Here is a 20,491-nt window from a genome sequence, read left to right on the forward strand (position 1 = left end):
GCTGACGTGCGCGCCGCGGCGGGCGCGGCCGGTCATCCAGAAGGGGACACCATGAGTCTCGTCGAAGTGAAAGTGCCGGACATCGGCGACTTCAAGGACATCGACGTCATCGAAGTCAACATCAAGCCGGGCGACGTGATCGAGAAGGAGCAGTCGCTGCTCTCGCTCGAGTCGGACAAGGCCACGATGGAAGTGCCCAGCGAAGTCGCGGGCACCGTGAAGGAAGTGAAGATCAAGGCCGGCGACAAGGCGTCGCAAGGCACCGTGGTCGCGATCGTCGAGGTGTCGGAAGGCGCGGCCGCGCCGGCTCCGAAGGCGGAAGCGCCCGAGGCTGCGGAAGCACCGAAGGCTGTCGAAGCACCGAAGGCCGCCGCACCTGCGCCGCAGGCCGGCAGCTTCAGCGGCAACGCCGACGTCGAGTGCGACATGCTCGTGCTCGGCGCGGGCCCCGGCGGCTATTCGGCGGCGTTCCGCAGCGCCGACCTCGGCATGAAGACCGTGCTGGTCGAGCGTTATTCGACGCTCGGCGGCGTGTGTCTGAACGTGGGCTGCATTCCGTCGAAGGCGCTGCTGCACACGGCGCTCGTGATCGACGAAGCCGCCGCGCTCGAATCGCACGGCATCTCGTTCGGCAAGCCGCAGATCGACCTCGACAAGCTGCGCGACTTCAAGTCGGGCGTCGTCAAGAAGCTCACCGGCGGTCTCGCCGGCATGGCCAAGGCGCGCAAGGTCGAAGTGGTCACGGGCGTGGGTTCGTTCCTCGATCCGCACCACATGGAAGTGGCGGGCGAGAACGGCAAGAAGATCGTCAAGTTCAAGCAGGCGATCATCGCCGCGGGTTCGCAGGCTGTGAAGCTGCCGTTCATGCCGGAAGATCCGCGCGTGATCGACTCGACGGGCGCGCTCGAACTGCGTCAACTGCCGCAGAAGATGCTCGTGATCGGCGGCGGCATCATCGGTCTGGAAATGGCCACGGTCTACTCCACGCTCGGCGCGCAGATCGACGTGGTCGAAATGCTCGACGGCCTGATGGCCGGCGCGGACCGCGATCTCGTGAAGGTCTGGGAGAAGTTCAACGCGAAGCGCTTCGCGAACGTCATGCTCAAGACCAAGACGACGAAGGCGGAAGCGAAGGACGACGGCATCTACGTCACGTTCGAAGGCGAGAAGGCCCCGGCCGAACCGCAGCGCTACGACCTCGTGCTGGTCGCCGTGGGCCGCTCGCCCAACGGCAAGAAGATCGGTGCCGATAAAGCGGGCGTGGCGGTCACGGATCGCGGCTTCATCGAAGTCGACAAGCAACTGCGTACCAACGTGCCGCACATCTTCGCGATCGGTGATGTGGTCGGTCAGCCGATGCTCGCGCACAAGGCCGTGCACGAAGGCCACGTGGCGGCGGAAGCGGCGCATGGCGAGAAGGCCTACTTCGACGCGCTGCAGATTCCCTCGGTGGCCTACACCGATCCGGAAGTGGCCTGGGCCGGCAAGACCGAAGAGCAGTGCAAGGCCGAAGGCATCAAGTACGGCAAGGCCGTGTTCCCGTGGGCCGCTTCGGGCCGCGCGATCGCGAACGGCCGCGACGAAGGCTTCACCAAGCTGATCTTCGACGAAGAGACGCATCGCGTGATCGGCGGCGGCATTGTGGGTCTGAACGCCGGCGATCTGATCAGCGAAGTGTGCCTCGCGGTCGAGATGGGCGCGGACGCGACCGACATCGGCAAGACGATTCACCCGCACCCGACGCTGGGCGAATCGGTGGGGATGGCCGCCGAGCTGTACGAAGGCGTCTGCACGGACCTGCCGCCGCAAAAGAAGAAGTAATCAACCTTGCCGCGTGCTGAAAGGCGCGCGCATGAAAAACGGCGCGCTCCGCGAGGAGTGCGCCGTTTGTGTTTGGGCGATGCAGAATGCGCCGCGTGCCCGCGCTCAAAAAAATTCCCGGTCACCGGTGACCGGGCAAGCGGCGTGCCGAACCGTGACTTCGAACGGCCCGCCGGAGCGTCAGATCCGGCGCGGAACGCGTGGTGATTTCAACGCGCTCCGTTTGCAACTTGATGCGGCCAGGGAACAGCTTAGACCGGCTTCTTCGCAGCAGCGGCCGAAGCGGCGGCCGAGCGCGACGCTTGCGCGGCGGCCTTGCTGGCGGCGGCCGTGGCGGCGTTGAAGTTGCTTTCGGCCATTTCCACGGCTTGCTTGGTGGCCTTGTGAACCGTTTCGTACGTCGTGTTCGCGGCGTTGATCGCCGACTTGATCACGGCAACCGCGGTTTCCGAACCGGCCGGCGCGTTCTTCGCGACGTTGTCGACGAGCGACTGCACCTTGCGGTTCTGCTCTTCGTAATGCGCTTCGGCAACCTTGGCGAACTCGGCTTGCGTGGCCGAGGTGATTTCGTACACGTGACGGCCGTACGACAGCAGCTTTTCCGTCAGCGGTTGGGCGTAGCTCGATTGCAGCGCCAGCAATTCCTGCGCGTCCTTCACCGACAGCGCGCGCTGGGCGTGTTCCTGCGATTCCGCCAGATTCGAGCGGACGGCCTGAAGATTCAACTCGACGAGTTTTTCCACACCTTCGAACGCCTTGCTCGTGAGACCGAACAGCGTTTCGAGGTTGGCTTTCTGGGCGGCGGCGAATTGCTCAGGGGTCAGCAGACTCATGTTTACGCTCCTGGATGGTTGGCGGCCTTCGTGGGTCGCCTGGAGTAGGTGGCAAGGCGCGGGTGCTCTGTGCGTGCTTTGTGCGTCGCAACATTGACCTCGATTTTAGGATGCCAGGCGAGAAAGTCAAGGAATTTTGATGCGTTGCACAATGTCGATAATTTATTATTAAACAAACACTTATGCTTCGCGCATCTCATAACCGCGACAATCGCGCCAGAGGCTTGGCGGATGGGGCCGACAGCCTGTCGGATCCCAGCCGACTGTACCCCGCTCAAGCACGCCAGCGCGGCTTCTGGCAAGATGCGCGCTGGATCGAACGAAGATGTGTGCAGGATTTCCCTGAGCGCGTCTACCAGATTCCTACATGGAACGTTAAGGATCCAAAGCTGTCGAACGCGCGTCGCGCGGCACGGCGGCACTGGCGATCGGACAATCGCACCGGTATTTCCCCTCACTTCAAGTTCTGTACGACGAAAGCCGTAAACAAGCAAAGGCGCTACGCGCATTGCATGAGTTGGCGGTTAGCGGCGTCGCAGTAGGGGACTCGACTTTTCGATTGTCTGTCTCCATCAAATGCGGGAAGTACATTGGCTTGCTCAATCGAAGGTCAGACTTCGGTTTAATGAGCGCCGATAAGTGCTTCAATTTGCGAAATTTTCGTGGTTTTACTACACTTGGCGAACGATCCCGCCGCTCCATCAAGAACACCAATGAAATTCGACAAGCTCCTGTCGTTCAAACTGATGCCGACGTCGGTCGTCAGCACCGCGCTGTCGGTCGCTGTGTCCGTGGCAATCAGTGCGACATTTGTGGTGCCCGAAGGCGCATTTGCTGCGTCGCAAACCGCTACGGCCAAGACGGCCAAAGCGAAGAAGGCCACCAAAAAAGTTGCGAAGGCTAGCGCTTCCGAGGCCAAGGCCGCCCGAAAAGGCGCTGCCCGCACCGTCGCCGCCAAAGACGACGATGCACGCCCGGTCGCGAAGAAGCATCGCGTTTCCTACACCATGAACGGCCGCCATCACACGGCGGTGCGCCGCGTGGCGTTCGAGCCGCGTCAGCCGACCGTCGGTCAGGCTTTCGGCCTGCATGAAACGCCGGACACGTTGATGCTGCGTTCTGGCGTGGCCTACGTGGTCGACCAGAATTCGCTCGAGCCGCTGTTCGACAAGAACTCGCGCGCCGTGGTGCCGATCGCCTCGATCTCGAAGCTCATGACCGCCATGGTCGTGCTCGATTCGAAGGAACCGCTCACGGAGCAGATCGAAGTCACGGACGAAGACCGCGACTACGAGAAGAACACGGGCTCGCGCCTTTCGGTGGGTTCGGTGCTGTCGCGTGAAGACATGCTGCACATCGCGCTGATGGCTTCGGAAAACCGCGCGGCGGCGGCGCTCTCGCGTTACTACCCGGGCGGCCGTCCGGCGTTCATCGCGGCGATGAACGCGAAGGCGAAGCAGCTCGGCATGACCGACACGCATTTCGAGAATTCCACGGGTCTCACGAGCCACAACGTTTCGAGCGCGCGTGACCTCGTGAAGATGGTGAACGCGGCGTATCAATATCCGATGATCCGCCAGTTCTCGACCGATCACAGCTACGACGTGTACACGGGCAAGCGCAATCTCGCCTACAACAGCACGAACGCGCTGATCCGCAATCCGTCGTGGGACATCGGCCTGCAGAAGACGGGCTTCATCAACGAAGCCGGTGAATGCCTCGTCATGCAGACCACGATCCACAACCGCCCGGTGATCATGGTGCTGCTCGATTCGAGCGGCAAGTACTCGCGTTTCGCCGACGCAACGCGTGTGCGCACGTGGCTCGACAACGGCGGCGCGGACCAGCAGCCGCGTATCACGAGCGCAGACGCGGGCGGCGCGGGCACCTGAGCCGCGCGCCTCACGCTTTCGTTGTGCCGGTTTCGGCAACGACGCTGCAACGCCCCGCAACTGCGGGGCGTTTTGCTTTTGGGATGCGTCTTACGCCGATCGGCTGACTGTGTCCTGGCTCGATGTCCCTGCAATATCGCCCGGTGTCTGGTCGCGTCGCGCAACGGCAATGTTCGCGACGGCGCGTAACGAAGCTTCGCCTTGATGGTTGTCAATTGACAACCTCAATTGCGCTACCTACACTGGGTCTGTCGATGAGACGAACGCATCCGAAGAAAGAGGTCGAGGCCGCACTGGTCTGGGCCGAACAAAACGGCTGGCTCGTTCGGCCAGCCAAAGGCAGCGGCCATGCGTGGGGAAGGCTGTACTGCCCGTACAACGAAGCCGCGTGTCGTTGCGGAGAGTTCTGCATCATGAGTATCTGGAGCACGCCGCGCAATGCCGGTCATCACGCGTGGGTGCTCAAGCGCGTGGTCGAGAACTGCACCGCGCACCGTATCAACGCAGTGGCCGCTTCCCGGGCCGCTCCTAAGGCCGCTGAAGCGCCGGAGTAACGCATGGACTATGTATTCACTCTCAAATACCAGCTCGCGCCGGAAGATGCCGACCACGAGGCGCTCGTGGAGCGCCTGGCCGAAGCCGGCTGCGACGACGCCACGATCGGCGTGGGCGTGCCGGGGCGCATTGCGTTGACGTTCGCTCGCGAAGGCACGAGCGCCTGGGCCGCGGTGTATTCGGCGCTGCACGACGTGAAGCAGGCGGTGCCTACGGCGCAACTCGTGGAAGCCGCGCCCGACTTCGTCGGCCTGACCGACGCGGCGGATCTCACGGGTATGTCGCGCCAGAATCTGCGCAAGCTGATGCTCGGGCACGTGGCGGAGTTTCCTCAGCCGGTTCACGAGGGCAATCCGTCGCTCTGGCATTTGAGCGACATACTCGCATGGCTGAAAGGCCGCGACGGCTACAGCATCGACACGGCTTTGCTTGATATAGCGCGTACGGCGAAGCAGGTGAATCTCGCGAGAGGCGCGCGCGACATCGACGCGAAGATCAACGGCAAGCTCGAAGCGCTGCTCGCCTGATTCGCCGCAAGCAAAGCCGTGCCGGGAGGCACGTGGCCCATAAAAAAAGCGGAGACGAAGCTCCGCGCGTTGTGACTTTGTGACTGCGTGAATGAGATTGCGCCAGGGGCTAAGCCGGTTGCACGATGCCTTCGGCAGGTTCGGCGTGATAGCCGAGCGACTCGGAAATCGTGAGCGCCGTTTTGCTGAGCTGATTGAGCCATGAATCCTGCAAGCGGTCGGCGGGCGCGGAAAGCGAAAGACCTGCCACGAGCTTGCCGGTATCGTCGTAAATGCCGGCTGCGATGCAGCGCACGCCCAGTTCGAGTTCCTCGTTGTCGCGCGCGCAATATTGCTGGCGCACGTGCGCGAGTTCGCGTTCGAGGCGCGTGAGATCCGTAATGCTGTTGCGCGTATGGCCGGAAAGACCGGTTCGTGTGGCGTAGGCGCGCACGCGATTCGCTTCGTCGGCGGCGAGAAAGAGCTTGCCGACCGAAGTCAGATGCAGCGGTGCCCGGCCGCCAATGGCGCGTACCACCTGCATGCCCGAGCGCTCCGAATAAGCGCGCTCGATATATACGATCTCGTCGCCCTGGCGCACCGAAAGATTGACGGTTTGGCCGGTCAGGCGGTGGAGTTCGCGCATGGGCGTGAGCGCGGCATCGCGAACCGAAAGCCGTGCTTTGACGAGATTGCCGAGTTCGAGCAGGCGCATGCCGAGCCGGTAAGTGCCGGGGTCGGAGCGATCGACCAGGCGGCAACTCACCATGTCGTTGAGGATACGGTGCGCGGTGGAAGGGTGCAGTTCGGTGCGCTGCGCCAATTCCTTGAGGCTGACGGGGTCGCTGTGATCGGCGAGCGCGTCCAGCAGGCGCATCATGCGCTCGATCACCTGGATCGAGGTCTTCGGCTCTGGATGGATGTCGCTCATGGGTTCAGATTCGTTGGACGCGTGAGGCGGAAACCCATTGTATATCGTATTGTGAAAAAAGAAAGCGCTCGGTCGGGTCCCGGCGCTGCACTGCGGCATGACTGAAACGCGCGGTCGAGCCGGTCGAACGGGGCAGACCCGCGTTGGAGGTCACGGCGAAACAGCGGATAATCGGGCACGGTTTTTACAAGGAGTCCCCATGCGAGTCGGTTTGTTCGTCACGTGCCTGATCGACACGATGCGCCCCGAGATTGGCTTTTCGACGCTGAAGTTGCTCGAAGAGGCGGGCTATGACGTCGTCGTGCCGCCGGCCCAGACGTGCTGCGGGCAGCCGGCCTACAACTCCGGCGAGCGTCCGCTCGCGCGCGACCTGGCCGAAAAGACGCTGCGCGAATTCGAGCAATTCGACTACGTCGTGGTGCCGTCGGGGTCGTGCGGCGGCATGATTCGCGTGCACTACGGCGACCTGTTTCGCGACGACCCCGAACTCATGGCGCGTTACGGCAAGCTGCGCGAGCGTGTGTACGAGTTGACCGATTTCCTCGTGAACGTCGCGAAGGTCAGCTTGCCGGCCGGCGACTTCAACGGTCCGGTCACGTATCACGACTCGTGCTCGGGGCTGCGCGAACTCGGCGTGAAGGCGCAGCCGCGCGCGCTGCTTGCGCAACGCGGCATCGAAGTGCAGGAGATGAAGGACTGCGAGCATTGCTGCGGCTTTGGCGGCACGTTCGCGGTGAAGTACGGCGCGATCTCCACCGCCATCGCCGACGAGAAATGCGTGAACGTGCAGGCGAGCGGAACCGGCACCGTCGTGCTCGGCGACCTCGGCTGCATGCTGAATATCGAAGGCCGCCTGCGGCGCACCGGCGACACCGCCACGCGCGTCTTCCACATCGCGCAGGTGCTAGCGGGCGACGTCTGAACCGTCGCTGCGCCAATCGATACCCCTCGCACGAACCTGCCACGAACTCGCCCAACTCGCTCAAGCCATGCAAGTCCAATCGATGCAGTTCAAGGCGCGCGCCGGCCAGAAACTCGCCGACGAGCGTTTGCAGCACAACCTCAAGAAGCTCTCGACCAAGTTCGTTTCGGCGCGGGCCGAGGCCATTCACGCCATCGACTTTCCGGCCACGCGCGCGGCGCTCAAGGCGCGCCGCAATCGCGCGCTCGACAATCTCGACGTGTGGCTCGAGCAGTTCGAGACCGAGGCCACGCGGCGCGGCGTGACGGTGCTCTATGCCGAAAGCGCGCGCGACGCCGCGAAGCTCGTCGGTGACATCGCGCGCAAGCACGACGTGCGCAAGGTCATCAAGACCAAGTCGATGGTCTCCGAGGAGATGAAGCTCAATACCGTGCTCGCGGAAATGGGCGTGCAGTCGATCGAGACGGATCTGGGCGAATACATCCTCCAGATCAACGACAACGAGCCGCCGAGCCACATCATCGCGCCCGTCGTCCACAAGGACAAAGACGAGATCGCCGATCTGTTCGCGAAAACCCACGCCAAGCCGCGCCTGACCGAAATCCCCGACATGACGCGCGAGGCGCGCGAAGTCTTGCGGCCGCATTTCCTTTCGGCGGACATGGGCGTGACGGGCGGCAACTTCCTCGTCGCGGAAACGGGCTCGGTCGTGCTGGTCACGAACGAGGGCAACGAAGGCATGTGCACGGTCATGCCGCGCGTGCATGTGGCGGTCACCGGCATCGAAAAAGTGCTGCCCACGCTGGAGGATCTCGCCACGGCCATGCGTCTGTTGCCGCGATCGGCCACGGGGCAGGCTACGTCCAACTATTTTTCGATGCTGACCGGTCCGCGCGGCGCCGAGGATCAGGACGGCCCCGAGCATATGTACGTCGTGCTCGTGGATGGCGGACGCACCGGTCTGATCGGCGGCGAATTCCAGGACATGCTGCGCTGCATCCGGTGTGGCGCGTGCATGAATCACTGTCCCGTGTATCAGAAGGTCGGTGGCCACGCATACGGCTGGGTGTATCCGGGGCCGATGGGCTCGGTGCTCACGCCGAGTTACGTCGGGCTCGAAAAAACGCTCGACCTGCCGCAAGCGGCCACGCTCTGCGGCGAATGCAACAGCGTCTGCCCGGTCGGCATCCCGCTGTCCGACCTGCTGCGCAAGCTGCGCGAGAAGCAGGTGGAGCGCCATCTGCGGCCGTGGCGCGAACGTGCGGCGCTGGCGGCGTGGGGCTGGTTCGCGCTGCATCCCACCGCCTACGCCTTGTTGACCAAACTCGGCGTGCGCGTGCTCGAACGCATGGGGCGGCAGGGGCGCGTCATTCGCAAATTGCCGTTCGCGCGCGGCTGGACCGAAGGTCGCGACATGCCGGCGCCGGTTGGGCGCACGTTCCGCGAGTTGTATGCAGCGCGGCAAACTCACCTCGACGCCACCGCGCGTAACCGCGGGATGGGCTAGCGCCACGCTCGCGTCCAGGAAAATCCGCGCACTGTTTAATCTGAGACAACAGTGTGTTCGTTCAGGGCGGGTTTTTCCTGATTGCGACTCTCTATATCATTCTGACTGGCGATAGTGTGTCCATACACGTCGCTCTACAGTCGAGAGAGTCGCATCATGAAAAAGAAAATAACGGTGTACTGGCCGCTGGCGCTGATCGTGCCGCTCGCGGCAATCGCATGGGTGCATGCGTGGAATACGGCCGAGCAGCAAATGCCGCTCGCCGCCGATCAACTCACGGCCGAACTGGCCCGCGCGGTGTCGTACGGCCTTGTCGGCAGCGAAGGTCAAACGCCTGTCAAAGCGATGAATGGCGTCGTCGCTCGCTTGCCGCAGTCGAACGCCATCTAATAAGTAGCGGTGGAGCGGCGGCGCAGTCATGCCGTCAGGAGCGTTTGCCGATGGCACCGCGGGTCGCGAACCCAGTAACCCAGTAAAACCGCGGCCGGATCGCGACCGTTCGGTAGCCAGCACGGATTGGCAGCCAAGCGCGCTCATCGCTCCCTTTGTATAATTTGAGATTGGCCTTCGCGCGCTCCAGTCCGTTTTTCGTTGTGCATCGATGAAAAAGGTTTCCGTCTGCTTCGTTTGTCTCGGCAACATCTGCCGCTCGCCCACGGCGGAGGCCGTGATGCGTCGTCTCGTCGACGAAGCAGGCTTGAGCACGCAGGTCTCGGTCGATTCGGCGGGCACGGGCAACTGGCACGTGGGTGAAGCGCCCGACGAACGCGCCCAGCGCGCAGGCGGCCAGCGCGGTTACGACCTCGCATCTCTGCGTGCGCGTCAGATCAACGCCGACGACTTTCGCCGCTTCGATCTGATCGTTGCGATGGACGACGCCAATGTCACGGCGTTGCACGCGGTGGCGCCTGCCGCGGAGCGCGACAAGATTCGGCTGCTGATGGAATTCGCGCCCGAAACGGCCGGCCGAGTGGTCGTCGATCCGTATTTCGGAGGCGCCGAAGGCTTCGAGGCGGTACTCGATCAATGTGAGGCGGCGTGCGCCGGGTTGCTCGCCGCGTTGCGACCCCAATTATTGGGGTGATGTCGTTTTCGAAATAAAGGGCGTGAGCGTTCCAGCCGGACAGGAGCGTTTTGCGTCATTTTTGCTATTCGCAGGCTGCCTAATAACCCGGTTCGCGGCGCGGATACTTGACTAAACTAGTCATGTATTTATACTTGACGAAAATTGTCGAGAATTGCGGTTCCCCTACATCATGAGACTCACCACGAAAGGCCGTTTCGCCGTTACGGCGATGATCGACCTGGCCCTGCGCCAGGAGCAGGGCCCGGTGACGCTTGCGGGTATCAGCCAGCGCCAGCATATTTCGCTGTCGTACCTCGAACAACTGTTCGGCAAGCTGCGCCGTCATGAAATCGTCGAATCGGTCCGCGGGCCGGGCGGCGGCTATAACCTCGCGCGTCGCGCCGAGGACGTCACGGTGGCGGACATCATCATCGCCGTGGACGAGCCGCTGGACGCCACGCAGTGCGGCGGCAAGGGCGCCTGCGAAGGCACCAAGCAGCACGACGGTCACTGCATGACGCACGAGCTCTGGTCGACGTTGAACCAGAAGATGGTCGAGTACCTCGACTCGGTGTCGCTCAAGGATCTGGTGGACAAGCAGCGTGCCCGCGAAGGCGCAGCGCCCACCGTCCTGCGCGATCGCCGCGCCGAGTCGCCCGCGGTCGAGCCGGTTCGCCCGGTGCCGCTCGGGCCGAACTCGATCTTCAACATGGCGAGTTCGTAAGAACGGGCAGGGGCCGGCGAGCCGCGGCAGACGCACAAGACACAGTACAGCGCAGCACACAGATTTTCGGAGCGATAGATGAATAACGACATTCCCCACCTGCCCATTTACATGGATTACAGCGCGACGACGCCCGTCGACCCGCGCGTGGTGGACAAGATGATTCCGTATCTGCGCGAGCAGTTCGGCAATCCGGCGTCGCGCAGCCACGCCTACGGCTGGGACGCGGAACGTGCCGTCGAGGAAGCGCGCGAGAACGTCGCGGCGCTCGTCAACGCCGATCCGCGCGAAATCATCTGGACCTCCGGCGCGACCGAATCAGACAACCTCGCGATCAAGGGTGCGGCGCACTTCTACAAGAGCAAGGGCAAGCACATCATCACGGTGAAGACCGAGCACAAGGCCGTGCTCGATACCTGCCGCGAGCTCGAGCGCGAAGGCTACGAAGTCACGTATCTGAACGTGAAGGACGACGGTCTGATCGACCTCGAAGCGTTCAAGGCGGCGATCCGCCCGGACACGATCCTCGTTTCCGTCATGCACGTGAACAACGAGATCGGCGTGATTCAGGACATCGAGACGATCGGTGAAATCTGCCGCGAGAAGGGCATCGTGTTTCACGTCGACGCCGCGCAATCGACGGGCAAGGCGCCCATCGACCTGCAAAAGCTCAAGGTCGACCTGATGTCGTTCTCGGCGCACAAGACCTATGGTCCGAAGGGCATCGGCGCGCTGTACGTGCGTCGCAAGCCGCGTGTGCGGATCGAAGCGCAGATGCACGGCGGCGGTCACGAGCGCGGTATGCGTTCGGGCACGCTGGCCACGCACCAGATCGTCGGCATGGGCGAGGCGTTCCGTATCGCCCGTGAAGAAATGGCCACGGAAAACGAGCGCGTGCGCATGCTGCGCGACCGTCTGCTCAAGGGCCTCTCGGAAATCGAAGAGACCTACGTGAACGGCGACATGGAAAAGCGCGTGCCGCACAACCTGAACATCAGCTTCAACTTCGTCGAGGGCGAGTCGCTGATCATGGCGGTGAAGGACGTGGCGGTGTCGTCGGGTTCGGCGTGTACGTCGGCTTCGCTGGAACCGTCGTACGTGCTGCGCGCGCTCGGCCGCAACGACGAACTGGCGCACAGCTCGATCCGCTTCACGGTGGGCCGTTTCACGACGGAGCAGGACGTGGATTACGTCATCAACCTGCTGAAGACGAAGATCGCCAAGCTGCGCGAACTGTCGCCGCTGTGGGAGATGCATCAGGACGGTATCGACCTGTCGACCATCCAGTGGGCGGCGCACTAAGCCCCGCGCAGCGACGGACGTAAGCAGCAAACGCAGCGAACATCGACCCGGCCGCAGCGCCAATGCAGTGCAGCGCGGCCACGAATTGAAGGAGTGTGATCATGGCATATAGCGACAAGGTTCTGGACCACTACGAAAACCCGCGTAACGTCGGTTCGTTCTCGAAGGACGACGACACCGTTGGCACCGGCATGGTCGGCGCACCGGCCTGCGGCGACGTGATGAAGCTGCAGATTCGCGTGGGCGCGGACGGCGTGATTGAAGACGCGAAGTTCAAGACCTACGGTTGCGGTTCGGCCATCGCGTCGAGCTCGCTCGTGACCGAATGGGTCAAGGGCAAGACGCTCGATCAGGCGCTCGACATCAAGAACACGCAGATCGCCGAAGAACTGGCGCTGCCGCCGGTGAAGATCCACTGCTCGATCCTCGCGGAAGACGCGATCAAGGCAGCGGTCGCCGACTATCGTCAGCGTCACACGACGGAAGCGAAGGCCGACGCGGTTTAACTCGAACGCGGTTCGAGACGAACTTGCGTAGGACGGCGCCGCTTAGAGGCGGTGCCGCGGGATTAACGATTTGGGATGCAGCAGGGTTGCGCCGCGGCGCGAGATACGGGCGAGTGCCCGTCTCGGGCGGCGGAGCGCGGCGAAGACGCTATGGCAATTACGTTGACTGAAAAAGCGGCACAGCACGTGCAGAAGTACCTGGTCCGTCGCGGCAAGGGCGTGGGTCTGCGCCTTGGCGTGCGCACGACGGGCTGCTCGGGCCTCGCGTACAAGCTCGAGTACGTCGATGACCTCGCGCCCGAGGACAACGTGTTCGAGAGCCACGGCGTGAAGGTCGTGGTGGACCCGAAGAGCCTCGCGTATATCGACGGCACGCAGCTCGACTTCGTGCGCGAAGGCCTGAACGAAGGCTTCCGCTTCAACAACCCGAATGTGAAGGACGAGTGCGGCTGCGGCGAGTCCTTCCGCGTTTGATCCCGCGTTGAGCGGTGAAAAGGCGGCCTGTGCCGCCTTTTTGATTTTGATGGCCCCGCAAGACGGGCTAACGGAAGTCCCCGAGACCCCATTCATTCCATGAGCACGCCTTCCACGCCCGCCGCGCCGTCCGGTTCGCTGTCCGACAGCCATTTCGTGCTGTTCGGCCTGCCCGAGCAGTTCGAGGTCGACGCCAATGCGCTCGATCACGCGTATCGCACCGTGCAGGCGCAGGTGCACCCGGACCGCTTCGCGGCGGCTGGCGACGCGCAAAAGCGCATCGCGATGCAATGGGCGACGCGCACGAACGAGGCGTATCAGACGCTGCGCGATCCGCTCAAGCGCGCGAAGTATCTGCTGCATCTGCGCGGCATCGACGTCGGCGCCGAAAACAATACGGCGATGGAACCGGCGTTCCTCATGCAGCAGATGGAGTGGCGCGAGTCGATCGAAGATGCCGTGGGCGCGAAGAACGTCGATGCGCTCGACGCGCTGGCGAACGAGTTGCGCGACGACGAGCGCGTGCGCTTCACGAAGCTCGCGGCGCTGCTCGGCAGCGGCTCGAACCAGCCCGCGGCGGAAGCCGTGCGCCAGCTCATGTTCATCGAGCGCGTGGCGAGCGACATCGACACGCAGATCGAGCGCCTCGAAGGCTGATACGCAAGGCGGGTTCACGCCTGGAATGGATCCGTCGATACCGTGGTTACGGGCGCAACGCCCACAGTTAACAAGCAGATCAGACAGATGGCCTTACTGCAAATTTCCGAACCCGGCATGGCGCCGGCGCCGCATCAGCGGCGACTCGCGGTCGGCATCGACCTCGGCACCACGAATTCGCTGGTCGCCGCGGTGCGCAACGGCGTGCCCGACGTGCTGCCCGACGAAAACGGCGACGTGCTGCTGCCCTCGGTCGTGCGCTATCTCGCGAACGGCGGCCGGCGCATCGGCCGCGCGGCGAAGGCGGAAGCGGCCACCGACCCGCGTAACACGATCGTCTCGGTCAAGCGCTTCATGGGTCGCGGCAAGGCGGAAGTGGAAGGGGCGGCCAACGCGCCCTACGTTTTCGTCGATGCGCCGGGCATGGTGCAGATCCAGACGATCGACGGCGTGAAAAGCCCGGTCGAAGTCTCGGCCGAAATTCTCGCCACGCTGCGTTACCGCGCGGAAGACACGCTCGGCGACGATCTCGTCGGTGCGGTCATCACGGTGCCGGCTTATTTCGACGAAGCGCAGCGCCAGGCGACCAAGGACGCCGCGCGCCTTGCCGGTCTCAACGTGCTGCGTCTGTTGAACGAGCCCACGGCGGCCGCGATCGCCTACGGCCTCGACAACGGCGCCGAAGGCCTCTACGCGGTCTACGACCTCGGCGGCGGCACGTTCGACCTGTCGATTCTGAAGCTCACGAAGGGCGTGTTCGAAGTGCTCGCGGCGGGCGGCGACTCGGCGCTCGGCGGCGACGACTTCGACCACGCGGTGTTCGACTACGTGCTCGAGCAGGCGAACCTCGCGCGCGCGGCGCTCGCGCCCGAAGACGTGCGCCTGTTGCTCGATCACGCCCGCGACGCGAAGGAAGCGCTTTCCTCGGCGCCGCAAGCGCGTATCGAGGTGACGCTCTCGAACGGCGCGCCGATCGCGCTCACGCTCGACGAATCGCGTTTCGAGGCGCTCACGCAAGCGCTCGTGCAGCGCACGCTCACGCCCACGAAAAAGGCGCTGCGCGACGCGAAGGTCACCGCGAAGGAAGTGAAGGGCGTGGTGCTGGTGGGCGGCGCGACGCGCATGCCCGTGGTGCGCCGCGCGGTGGAACAGTTCTTCGGCCAGGCGCCGCTCACGAATCTGGACCCCGACCAGGTGGTCGCGCTCGGCGCGGCGATCCAGGCCGATCTGCTGGCGGGCAACCGCGGCGGCGAAGACGACTGGCTGCTGCTCGACGTGATCCCGCTGTCGCTTGGCGTGGAAACCATGGGCGGCCTCGTCGAGAAGATCATCCCGCGCAATTCGACCATTCCCGTGGCGCGTGCGCAGGACTTCACGACCTTCAAGGACGGCCAGACGGCCATGGCGATCCACGTGGTGCAGGGCGAGCGCGAACTCGTCGCCGACTGCCGCTCGCTGGCGCGTTTCGAGCTGCGCGGCATTCCGCCGATGGCCGCGGGCGCGGCGCGTATCCGCGTGACGTATCAGGTCGACGCCGACGGGCTGCTGTCCGTCTTCGCGCGCGAGCAGTTGTCGGGCGTGGAAGCCTCCGTGGTCGTGAAGCCGTCGTATGGTCTTGCCGACGACGACGTCGCGCGCATGCTCGAAGACAGCTTCAAGACCGCCGAAGTCGACATGCGCGCGCGCGCGTTGCGCGAGGCGCAGGTGGAAGCGCAGCGCCTGATCGAAGCGACTCAGGCCGCGTTCGCCGCCGACGGCGAACTGCTCGACGACACCGAACGCGCGCAACTCGAAACGCTGCTTGCCGAACTGGCGAAGGTCGCGCAAAGCGAAGACACGGAAGCGATCGAAGCCGCGACCAAGACCCTTTCCGAAGGCACCGACGAGTTCGCCGCGCGCCGCATGGACAAGGGCATCAAGCGCGCGCTCGCGGGCAAGAAGCTCGACGAAATCGGCTGATGCCGGTTGCGTGCGCGCTCGAGCAGTAGCAGAGCGCGATACCACGCGCCACCGGATGACGCGTCGCGAGCGTGGCTGGAGCCGGCAAGCACGTGCGTGCTTTCCCGATGCAGCAAAGCGCGCGACGCCAGTAGAATGGAGCGCATGCCGCCGCCACCGGCGGGGCATGCGCCCGGTATGAAAGTTATTGGATACGGAAATCACAATGCCTCAAATCGTGGTGCTGCCCCATGTCGAACTGTGCCCCGAAGGCGCGGTCATCGACGCCAAGCCGGGTGAGAGCGTGTGCGATGCGCTGCTGGAACACGGCATCGAAATCGAGCACGCTTGCGAAAAGTCGTGCGCCTGCACGACCTGTCACGTGATCGTGCGCGAGGGCTTCAATGCGCTCACGCCTTCGGAAGAAGACGAAGACGATCTGCTGGACAAGGCGTGGGGCCTCGAGCCCACGTCGCGGCTGTCGTGCCAGGCCCTCGTGCCCGAGAACGACGATCTGGTGGTCGAGATTCCGCGTTACTCGATCAACCACGCGAAGGAAAACCACTGAGCCACTGAGAGGAGCGCGCAGCCATGAAATGGACGGATACGCAGGACATCGCGATCGCCTTGACCGACACCCATCCGGAGGTCGATCCGCAATACGTGCGCTTCACCGATCTGCATCGCTGGATCACGGAACTGGAAGGTTTCGACGACGCGCCCGATCGTTCGAACGAGAAGATCCTCGAAGCGATTCAGGCGGCGTGGATCTCCGAAGCGGAGTATTGATCCCCTGAATTGCCGCTGCGCGCCAACTTCATACGAGTTCGCGCGCCGGACGTGAAAAAGGCGATTCGCTTGACTGCGAATCGCCTTTTTTCTTTTCACCATGCCGTGGGGCAGGGCTTCGGTCGAATCAATCAGGCCGCTACGAGCGTACCGTTCTCGATCCGCACGTGCTGGCCTTGCTGGAACGGCGGCGGTTCACGATAGGTGAAATAACGCGTCTTGCCATTCTCCATATGCACGCGCACCGAGTAACTCGTGGTGCTGCGCAGGTGCTTTTCGACCGAGTTGCCGGCCAGACCGCCGCCGAGCGCGCCGAGCAGCGTCATAGCGGTGCGGCCGCCGCCGCCGCCGAACTGGTTGCCCACTACGCCGCCGGCCACCGCGCCGCCCACCGCGCCGATCCCGGTACCGTGACCTTCATGCTTGACCGCCGAGACCGCGACCACCGTGCCGCACGTGCTGCACGCGGCCTGCTGCGGTTGCGGTTCCTGCGCGTACTGCTGCTGTTGCGCAGGCGGCTGCTGTTGTTGCTGTTGCTGTTGCTGCTGAGCGTATTGTTGCGCGGCGGCGGCCTGGGCGGCCGTCGGTTGCGCGGGTGCGTTCTGCGTGTACGGTTGCGCCGAGGCGTTCGGTTGCGTCGAATCGACGACGCCGCCCGGCGTGCTCGCACCGGCCATTGTCTGGCCGGTTTGCACTTGCGCGGTTTGCTCCGACTGGCTCGAAGCGTGCGGGAAGACGCCGGTGATCGCCGCGGTGGCAGCCAGACTCGCGACGATAACGGCGCCCGCCGCCGTGGCGATGAGCGGATGAAGACGACGTTTTTGCGTGGTTTCAGGTGTGTTCATAACAAGCTCCGTCTTTTGCAGAGTTGGCACTTGGGTGGGATCGAGTGTGAGCCAATCCGGATTCCCCGGCGTTTCAAGATGTAACCTTGCGCCGGCCACCGTCGCCGCGAAAAAGAGCTTGATCGTTGCGCAGCATTGCACGGCGCGGTTTTCCACGCTGTCGCAATCCGCGTACCCGTTTGGCGCGCGTCGCACACCGGCAGCTTTTACCGAACGTTACAAATTCGCTAACTTTCTGTGCACGCAAAGCGGATCGCCCAGACGCAAAAAAGGCGCATGGGCCGGGGCCGCATGCGCCTTTTTCATCGCGCGAACGATCTCGCGCAGGGCGTGAAGCTTAGTCTTCGCGACGCAGATGCGGGAAGAGAATCACGTCGCGGATGCTTGCGCTGTCGGTGAGCAGCATGATCAGACGGTCGATGCCGATACCGCAGCCGCCCGTCGGGGGCATGCCGTATTCGAGCGCGCGAATATAGTCGGCGTCGTAGAACATCGCTTCTTCGTCGCCGGCGTCTTTTTGCTCGACCTGCTTCTTGAAGCGCGCGGCCTGATCTTCCGGATCGTTCAACTCCGAGAAGCCGTTGGCGATCTCGCGGCCCGTGATGAACAGCTCGAAGCGCTCGGTAATACCGGGCGCCGTGTCCGACGCGCGCGCGAGCGGCGAGACTTCGACCGGGTAATCGATGATGTAGGTCGGCTCCCACAGTTGCGACTCGGCGGTTTCCTCGAAGAGGGCGAGTTGCAGCGAGCCCACGCCCGCGTTGAGGAACTGCGGCTGGTTCGCGTCCACGCCGAACTTCTTCAGCTCGGTGCGCAGGAACGCGGCATCGGCGAGTTGCTCGGTCGTGTACTGCGGCGCGTACTTCTGGATGGCCTGGACGATCGTCAGGCGATGGAACGGCTTCGACAGATCGAGTTCGCGGCCCTGATACGTGAGCACGGCGCTGCCGCTCGCGTCGATGGCGGCCTGGCGGATCAGTTGCTCGGTGAAGTCCATGAGCCAGGCGTAATCGGTGTACGCGGCGTAGAACTCCATCATCGTGAATTCCGGATTGTGACGCGGCGACACGCCTTCGTTACGGAAATTCCGGTTGATTTCGAACACGCGCTCGAAGCCGCCGACGATCAGGCGCTTGAGATACAGCTCGGGCGCGATGCGCATGTACATCTGCATGTCGAGCGCGTTGTGATGCGTGACGAACGGCTTGGCCGCCGCGCCGCCCGGAATGGGGTGCAGCATCGGCGTTTCGACTTCCATGAAGTTCGCGTCCGACATGAAGCGGCGCACGGAGGAGATCGCGGCCGTGCGCGCCTGGAAGGTCTTGCGCGCTTCGGGCGTGACGATCAGGTCGACGTAGCGCTGGCGATAACGCGTTTCCTGGTCGGCGAGACCGTGGAACTTGTCCGGCAGCGGGCGCAGCGCCTTCGAGAGCAGGCGCAGTTCGGTCACGCGCACCGACAGTTCGCCCTTGTTGGTGCGAAACAGCACGCCCTTCGCGGCGACGATGTCGCCCAGGTCCCACTTCTTGAACGCGTCGTAGGTCGTCTCGCCCGCGTCGGCGGGCGTGATGAAGAACTGGATCTGGCCCGAGCCGTCGCGCACCGTGGCGAAGCTCGCCTTGCCCATCACGCGCTTGAGCATCATGCGGCCGGCAATGGCGACTTCGAGCGGCTTCGCTTCGAGCGCGTCCTTGTCGGTCTCGGCGTAGTCGCGTTGCAGGTCGGCGGCGTGGTGCGTCGGGCGGAAGTCGTTCGGATACGCGACGCCTGCCTCGCGCAGCGCGCGCAGCTTTTCGCGGCGCTCGGCGATGATCTGGTTGTCGTCGATCTCGGGCGCGGTGCTGGGCGCGTTCGGCTGGGTCGATTCGGTCATGATGGCTCGGTGTTCTTGTTTCGCGGGTTGGATCGCGGCCGGCGGCTTCCTGGCGGGTGGAGCAGAGCCAGACGAAGCGAGGCGGGCGCGGCGCGCGGTGCGCGCGGAATGCGGACTTCGGTTGCCGCGCGGTCTCGCCGCAATGGGCCGGGACACGCGCGGAAGCGGGCGGCGCGCGGCCGCCCGGGTGGCGTTACACGCCTTGCTTCAGACTCGCGCTGATGAACGCGTCGAGATCGCCGTCGAGCACGGCCTTCGTGTTGCTGATTTCGACGTTGGTGCGCAAGTCCTTGATGCGGCTGTTGTCGAGCACGTAGGAGCGGATCTGGTGACCCCAGCCCACGTCCGACTTGCCCGCTTCGAGCTTGTCCTGTTCCGACTGGCGCTTGCGCATTTCGGCTTCGTACAGGCGCGACTTCAGCATGGCCATGGCTTCGGCGCGGTTGCGGTGCTGCGAGCGGTCGTTCTGGCACTGCACGACGATGCCCGACGGCACGTGCGTGATACGCACGGCGGAGTCGGTCTTGTTGATGTGCTGACCGCCCGCGCCCGAAGCGCGGTACGTGTCGATACGCAGATCGGCGGGGTTGACCTCGATCTCGAACGAGTCGTCGATTTCCGGATACACGAACACCGACGAGAACGACGTGTGGCGGCCACCCGACGAGTCGAACGGCGACTTGCGCACGAGGCGGTGAATGCCGGTTTCCGTGCGCAGGAAGCCGTAGGCGTATTCGCCTTCGACCTTGATGGTCGCGCTCTTGATGCCGGCCACGTCGCCTTCGGACTCTTCGAGCACTTCGGTCTTGAAGCCCTTGCGCTCGCAGTAGCGCACGTACTGGCGCAGCAGCATCGACGCCCAGTCGCAGGCCTCGGTGCCGCCCGCGCCCGCCTGGATGTCGATGAACGCGTTGTTCGGGTCGGCCGGATTCGCGAACATGCGGCGGAATTCGACGTCGGCGACGCGCTTCTCGATCTCCTGGGCGTCGGCTTCGATGGAGACGAGCGTGTCTTCGTCGCCTTCCTCGCGCGCCATCTCGAAGAGATCCAGGGTGTCGCGCGTGTCGTTCTCGATGCCGTCGAGCACGTGCACGACGCCTTCGAGCAGCTTCTTTTCCTTGCCGAGACCCTGGGCGTGTTTGGAGTCGTTCCAGACGTTAGGGTCTTCGAGTTCGCTGTTGACTTCGACGAGCCGTCGGGCTTTTACGTCGTAGTCAAAGATACCCCCGTAGCTCGCCCGCGCGTGAGCGCAGGTCCGCCAAAAGGGCTTCGATCGCGTTGAGACGTTCCGCTTCCATTTGTGTCGTGATCCGGCGTGTAAAACACGCAATTATAGCCGATCGGCCCCGC

21 protein-coding genes are annotated in these 20,491 nt (G+C 63.8%); 16 read left to right on the forward strand and 5 right to left on the reverse strand.

What is annotated here, in order from left to right:
* Positions 1-51 precede the first annotated feature (51 nt).
* On the forward strand, positions 52-1,821 hold the full coding sequence (lpdA, locus tag FAZ98_RS05485; RefSeq protein ID WP_158949499.1) for a dihydrolipoyl dehydrogenase: 1,770 nt from the start codon (positions 52-54) through the stop codon (positions 1,819-1,821).
* A 251-nt stretch (positions 1,822-2,072) separates the two neighbouring features.
* Here lpdA and FAZ98_RS05490 read toward each other — a convergent pair whose 3' ends face one another.
* Complete coding sequence (locus FAZ98_RS05490) at positions 2,073-2,654, reverse strand: phasin family protein (protein ID WP_158949501.1); 582 nt, start codon at positions 2,652-2,654, stop codon at positions 2,073-2,075.
* A 713-nt stretch (positions 2,655-3,367) separates the two neighbouring features.
* On the opposite strand from FAZ98_RS05490, the gene pbpG reads away from it, so the two are divergent.
* The 3 genes from pbpG (at position 3,368) to FAZ98_RS05505 (ending at position 5,628) form a co-directional block, all read left to right on the forward strand.
* Positions 3,368-4,546, forward strand: coding sequence for a D-alanyl-D-alanine endopeptidase (gene pbpG, locus FAZ98_RS05495; RefSeq protein WP_158949503.1), 1,179 nt, complete (start codon positions 3,368-3,370; stop codon positions 4,544-4,546).
* A 254-nt stretch (positions 4,547-4,800) separates the two neighbouring features.
* Positions 4,801-5,100: a hypothetical protein gene (locus FAZ98_RS05500; protein WP_158949505.1), complete on the forward strand. Its 300-nt coding sequence runs from the start codon at positions 4,801-4,803 to the stop codon at positions 5,098-5,100.
* Between the two features lie 3 nt (positions 5,101-5,103).
* Positions 5,104-5,628 (forward strand): helix-turn-helix transcriptional regulator, encoded by a 525-nt coding sequence (locus tag FAZ98_RS05505; protein ID WP_158949507.1) that lies wholly within the window; start codon positions 5,104-5,106, stop codon positions 5,626-5,628.
* Between the two features lie 109 nt (positions 5,629-5,737).
* Here FAZ98_RS05505 and FAZ98_RS05510 read toward each other — a convergent pair whose 3' ends face one another.
* Complete coding sequence (locus FAZ98_RS05510; RefSeq protein ID WP_158949509.1) at positions 5,738-6,538, reverse strand: IclR family transcriptional regulator; 801 nt, start codon at positions 6,536-6,538, stop codon at positions 5,738-5,740.
* 199 nt (positions 6,539-6,737) lie between these two features.
* On the opposite strand from FAZ98_RS05510, the gene FAZ98_RS05515 reads away from it, so the two are divergent.
* The 12 genes from FAZ98_RS05515 to iscX all read left to right on the forward strand — a co-directional run bounded on the left by FAZ98_RS05515 (position 6,738) and on the right by iscX (position 16,423).
* Positions 6,738-7,460, forward strand: a complete 723-nt coding sequence (locus FAZ98_RS05515) for a (Fe-S)-binding protein (protein WP_158949511.1) — start codon at positions 6,738-6,740, stop codon at positions 7,458-7,460.
* Between the two features lie 67 nt (positions 7,461-7,527).
* Positions 7,528-8,967 carry a lactate utilization protein B gene (locus FAZ98_RS05520; RefSeq protein ID WP_158949513.1) on the forward strand — a complete coding sequence of 480 codons (1,440 nt, stop codon included), beginning with the start codon at positions 7,528-7,530 and terminating at the stop codon, positions 8,965-8,967.
* A gap of 156 nt (positions 8,968-9,123) precedes the next feature.
* Positions 9,124-9,357: a hypothetical protein gene (locus tag FAZ98_RS05525; RefSeq protein ID WP_158949515.1), complete on the forward strand. Its 234-nt coding sequence runs from the start codon at positions 9,124-9,126 to the stop codon at positions 9,355-9,357.
* Positions 9,358-9,568: 211 nt separating this feature from the next.
* Complete coding sequence (locus FAZ98_RS05530) at positions 9,569-10,051, forward strand: low molecular weight protein-tyrosine-phosphatase (RefSeq protein WP_158949517.1); 483 nt, start codon at positions 9,569-9,571, stop codon at positions 10,049-10,051.
* Between the two features lie 172 nt (positions 10,052-10,223).
* Positions 10,224-10,757 carry a Fe-S cluster assembly transcriptional regulator IscR gene (gene iscR / locus FAZ98_RS05535; protein WP_158949519.1) on the forward strand — a complete coding sequence of 178 codons (534 nt, stop codon included), beginning with the start codon at positions 10,224-10,226 and terminating at the stop codon, positions 10,755-10,757.
* A 78-nt stretch (positions 10,758-10,835) separates the two neighbouring features.
* Positions 10,836-12,059: an IscS subfamily cysteine desulfurase gene (locus tag FAZ98_RS05540; protein ID WP_158949521.1), complete on the forward strand. Its 1,224-nt coding sequence runs from the start codon at positions 10,836-10,838 to the stop codon at positions 12,057-12,059.
* A gap of 101 nt (positions 12,060-12,160) precedes the next feature.
* Positions 12,161-12,565, forward strand: a complete 405-nt coding sequence (gene iscU / locus FAZ98_RS05545; protein ID WP_158949523.1) for a Fe-S cluster assembly scaffold IscU — start codon at positions 12,161-12,163, stop codon at positions 12,563-12,565.
* A 150-nt stretch (positions 12,566-12,715) separates the two neighbouring features.
* Positions 12,716-13,039 carry an iron-sulfur cluster assembly protein IscA gene (gene iscA, locus FAZ98_RS05550; protein WP_158949525.1) on the forward strand — a complete coding sequence of 108 codons (324 nt, stop codon included), beginning with the start codon at positions 12,716-12,718 and terminating at the stop codon, positions 13,037-13,039.
* Positions 13,040-13,138: 99 nt separating this feature from the next.
* Positions 13,139-13,696: a Fe-S protein assembly co-chaperone HscB gene (gene hscB / locus FAZ98_RS05555; RefSeq protein ID WP_158949527.1), complete on the forward strand. Its 558-nt coding sequence runs from the start codon at positions 13,139-13,141 to the stop codon at positions 13,694-13,696.
* Positions 13,697-13,783: 87 nt separating this feature from the next.
* A complete protein-coding gene (hscA, locus tag FAZ98_RS05560) occupies positions 13,784-15,655 on the forward strand; it encodes a Fe-S protein assembly chaperone HscA (RefSeq protein WP_158949529.1) in 1,872 nt (623 codons plus the stop codon).
* Positions 15,656-15,860: 205 nt separating this feature from the next.
* Positions 15,861-16,202 carry an ISC system 2Fe-2S type ferredoxin gene (fdx, locus tag FAZ98_RS05565; RefSeq protein ID WP_158949531.1) on the forward strand — a complete coding sequence of 114 codons (342 nt, stop codon included), beginning with the start codon at positions 15,861-15,863 and terminating at the stop codon, positions 16,200-16,202.
* A gap of 23 nt (positions 16,203-16,225) precedes the next feature.
* On the forward strand, positions 16,226-16,423 hold the full coding sequence (gene iscX / locus FAZ98_RS05570; RefSeq protein WP_158949533.1) for a Fe-S cluster assembly protein IscX: 198 nt from the start codon (positions 16,226-16,228) through the stop codon (positions 16,421-16,423).
* Positions 16,424-16,554: 131 nt separating this feature from the next.
* On the opposite strand, the gene FAZ98_RS05575 is transcribed toward iscX, so the two are convergent.
* The 3 genes from FAZ98_RS05575 to prfB all read right to left on the reverse strand — a co-directional run bounded on the left by FAZ98_RS05575 (position 16,555) and on the right by prfB (position 20,439).
* Positions 16,555-17,268 carry a glycine zipper 2TM domain-containing protein gene (locus FAZ98_RS05575; protein WP_158949535.1) on the reverse strand — a complete coding sequence of 238 codons (714 nt, stop codon included), beginning with the start codon at positions 17,266-17,268 and terminating at the stop codon, positions 16,555-16,557.
* A 337-nt stretch (positions 17,269-17,605) separates the two neighbouring features.
* Positions 17,606-19,141: a lysine--tRNA ligase gene (lysS, locus tag FAZ98_RS05580; RefSeq protein WP_158949537.1), complete on the reverse strand. Its 1,536-nt coding sequence runs from the start codon at positions 19,139-19,141 to the stop codon at positions 17,606-17,608.
* A gap of 193 nt (positions 19,142-19,334) precedes the next feature.
* Positions 19,335-20,439 (reverse strand): peptide chain release factor 2 gene (gene prfB, locus FAZ98_RS05585; RefSeq protein ID WP_158949539.1). Its coding sequence is split into 2 segments (ribosomal slippage): positions 19,335-20,357 and positions 20,359-20,439, totalling 1,104 coding nucleotides; the frame shifts between segments, so codons are not numbered across the junction.
* Positions 20,440-20,491 lie beyond the last annotated feature (52 nt).

Source organism: Paraburkholderia acidisoli (assembly GCF_009789675.1).
GTDB lineage: Bacteria > Pseudomonadota > Gammaproteobacteria > Burkholderiales > Burkholderiaceae > Paraburkholderia > Paraburkholderia acidisoli.

Excerpts from the sequence above, each read along its gene's own strand:
- lpdA (WP_158949499.1), top strand. The coding sequence starts at position 52 with ATGAGTCTCGTCGAAGTGAAAGTGCCGGACATCGGCGACTTCAAGGAC.
- FAZ98_RS05490 (WP_158949501.1), bottom strand. The coding sequence starts at position 2,654 with ATGAGTCTGCTGACCCCTGAGCAATTCGCCGCCGCCCAGAAAGCCAAC.
- pbpG (WP_158949503.1), top strand. The coding sequence starts at position 3,368 with ATGAAATTCGACAAGCTCCTGTCGTTCAAACTGATGCCGACGTCGGTC.
- FAZ98_RS05500 (WP_158949505.1), top strand. The coding sequence starts at position 4,801 with ATGAGACGAACGCATCCGAAGAAAGAGGTCGAGGCCGCACTGGTCTGG.
- FAZ98_RS05505 (WP_158949507.1), top strand. The coding sequence starts at position 5,104 with ATGGACTATGTATTCACTCTCAAATACCAGCTCGCGCCGGAAGATGCC.
- FAZ98_RS05510 (WP_158949509.1), bottom strand. The coding sequence starts at position 6,538 with ATGAGCGACATCCATCCAGAGCCGAAGACCTCGATCCAGGTGATCGAG.
- FAZ98_RS05515 (WP_158949511.1), top strand. The coding sequence starts at position 6,738 with ATGCGAGTCGGTTTGTTCGTCACGTGCCTGATCGACACGATGCGCCCC.
- FAZ98_RS05520 (WP_158949513.1), top strand. The coding sequence starts at position 7,528 with ATGCAAGTCCAATCGATGCAGTTCAAGGCGCGCGCCGGCCAGAAACTC.
- FAZ98_RS05525 (WP_158949515.1), top strand. The coding sequence starts at position 9,124 with ATGAAAAAGAAAATAACGGTGTACTGGCCGCTGGCGCTGATCGTGCCG.
- FAZ98_RS05530 (WP_158949517.1), top strand. The coding sequence starts at position 9,569 with ATGAAAAAGGTTTCCGTCTGCTTCGTTTGTCTCGGCAACATCTGCCGC.
- iscR (WP_158949519.1), top strand. The coding sequence starts at position 10,224 with ATGAGACTCACCACGAAAGGCCGTTTCGCCGTTACGGCGATGATCGAC.
- FAZ98_RS05540 (WP_158949521.1), top strand. The coding sequence starts at position 10,836 with ATGAATAACGACATTCCCCACCTGCCCATTTACATGGATTACAGCGCG.
- iscU (WP_158949523.1), top strand. The coding sequence starts at position 12,161 with ATGGCATATAGCGACAAGGTTCTGGACCACTACGAAAACCCGCGTAAC.
- iscA (WP_158949525.1), top strand. The coding sequence starts at position 12,716 with ATGGCAATTACGTTGACTGAAAAAGCGGCACAGCACGTGCAGAAGTAC.
- hscB (WP_158949527.1), top strand. The coding sequence starts at position 13,139 with ATGAGCACGCCTTCCACGCCCGCCGCGCCGTCCGGTTCGCTGTCCGAC.
- hscA (WP_158949529.1), top strand. The coding sequence starts at position 13,784 with ATGGCCTTACTGCAAATTTCCGAACCCGGCATGGCGCCGGCGCCGCAT.
- fdx (WP_158949531.1), top strand. The coding sequence starts at position 15,861 with ATGCCTCAAATCGTGGTGCTGCCCCATGTCGAACTGTGCCCCGAAGGC.
- iscX (WP_158949533.1), top strand. The coding sequence starts at position 16,226 with ATGAAATGGACGGATACGCAGGACATCGCGATCGCCTTGACCGACACC.
- FAZ98_RS05575 (WP_158949535.1), bottom strand. The coding sequence starts at position 17,268 with ATGAACACACCTGAAACCACGCAAAAACGTCGTCTTCATCCGCTCATC.
- lysS (WP_158949537.1), bottom strand. The coding sequence starts at position 19,141 with ATGACCGAATCGACCCAGCCGAACGCGCCCAGCACCGCGCCCGAGATC.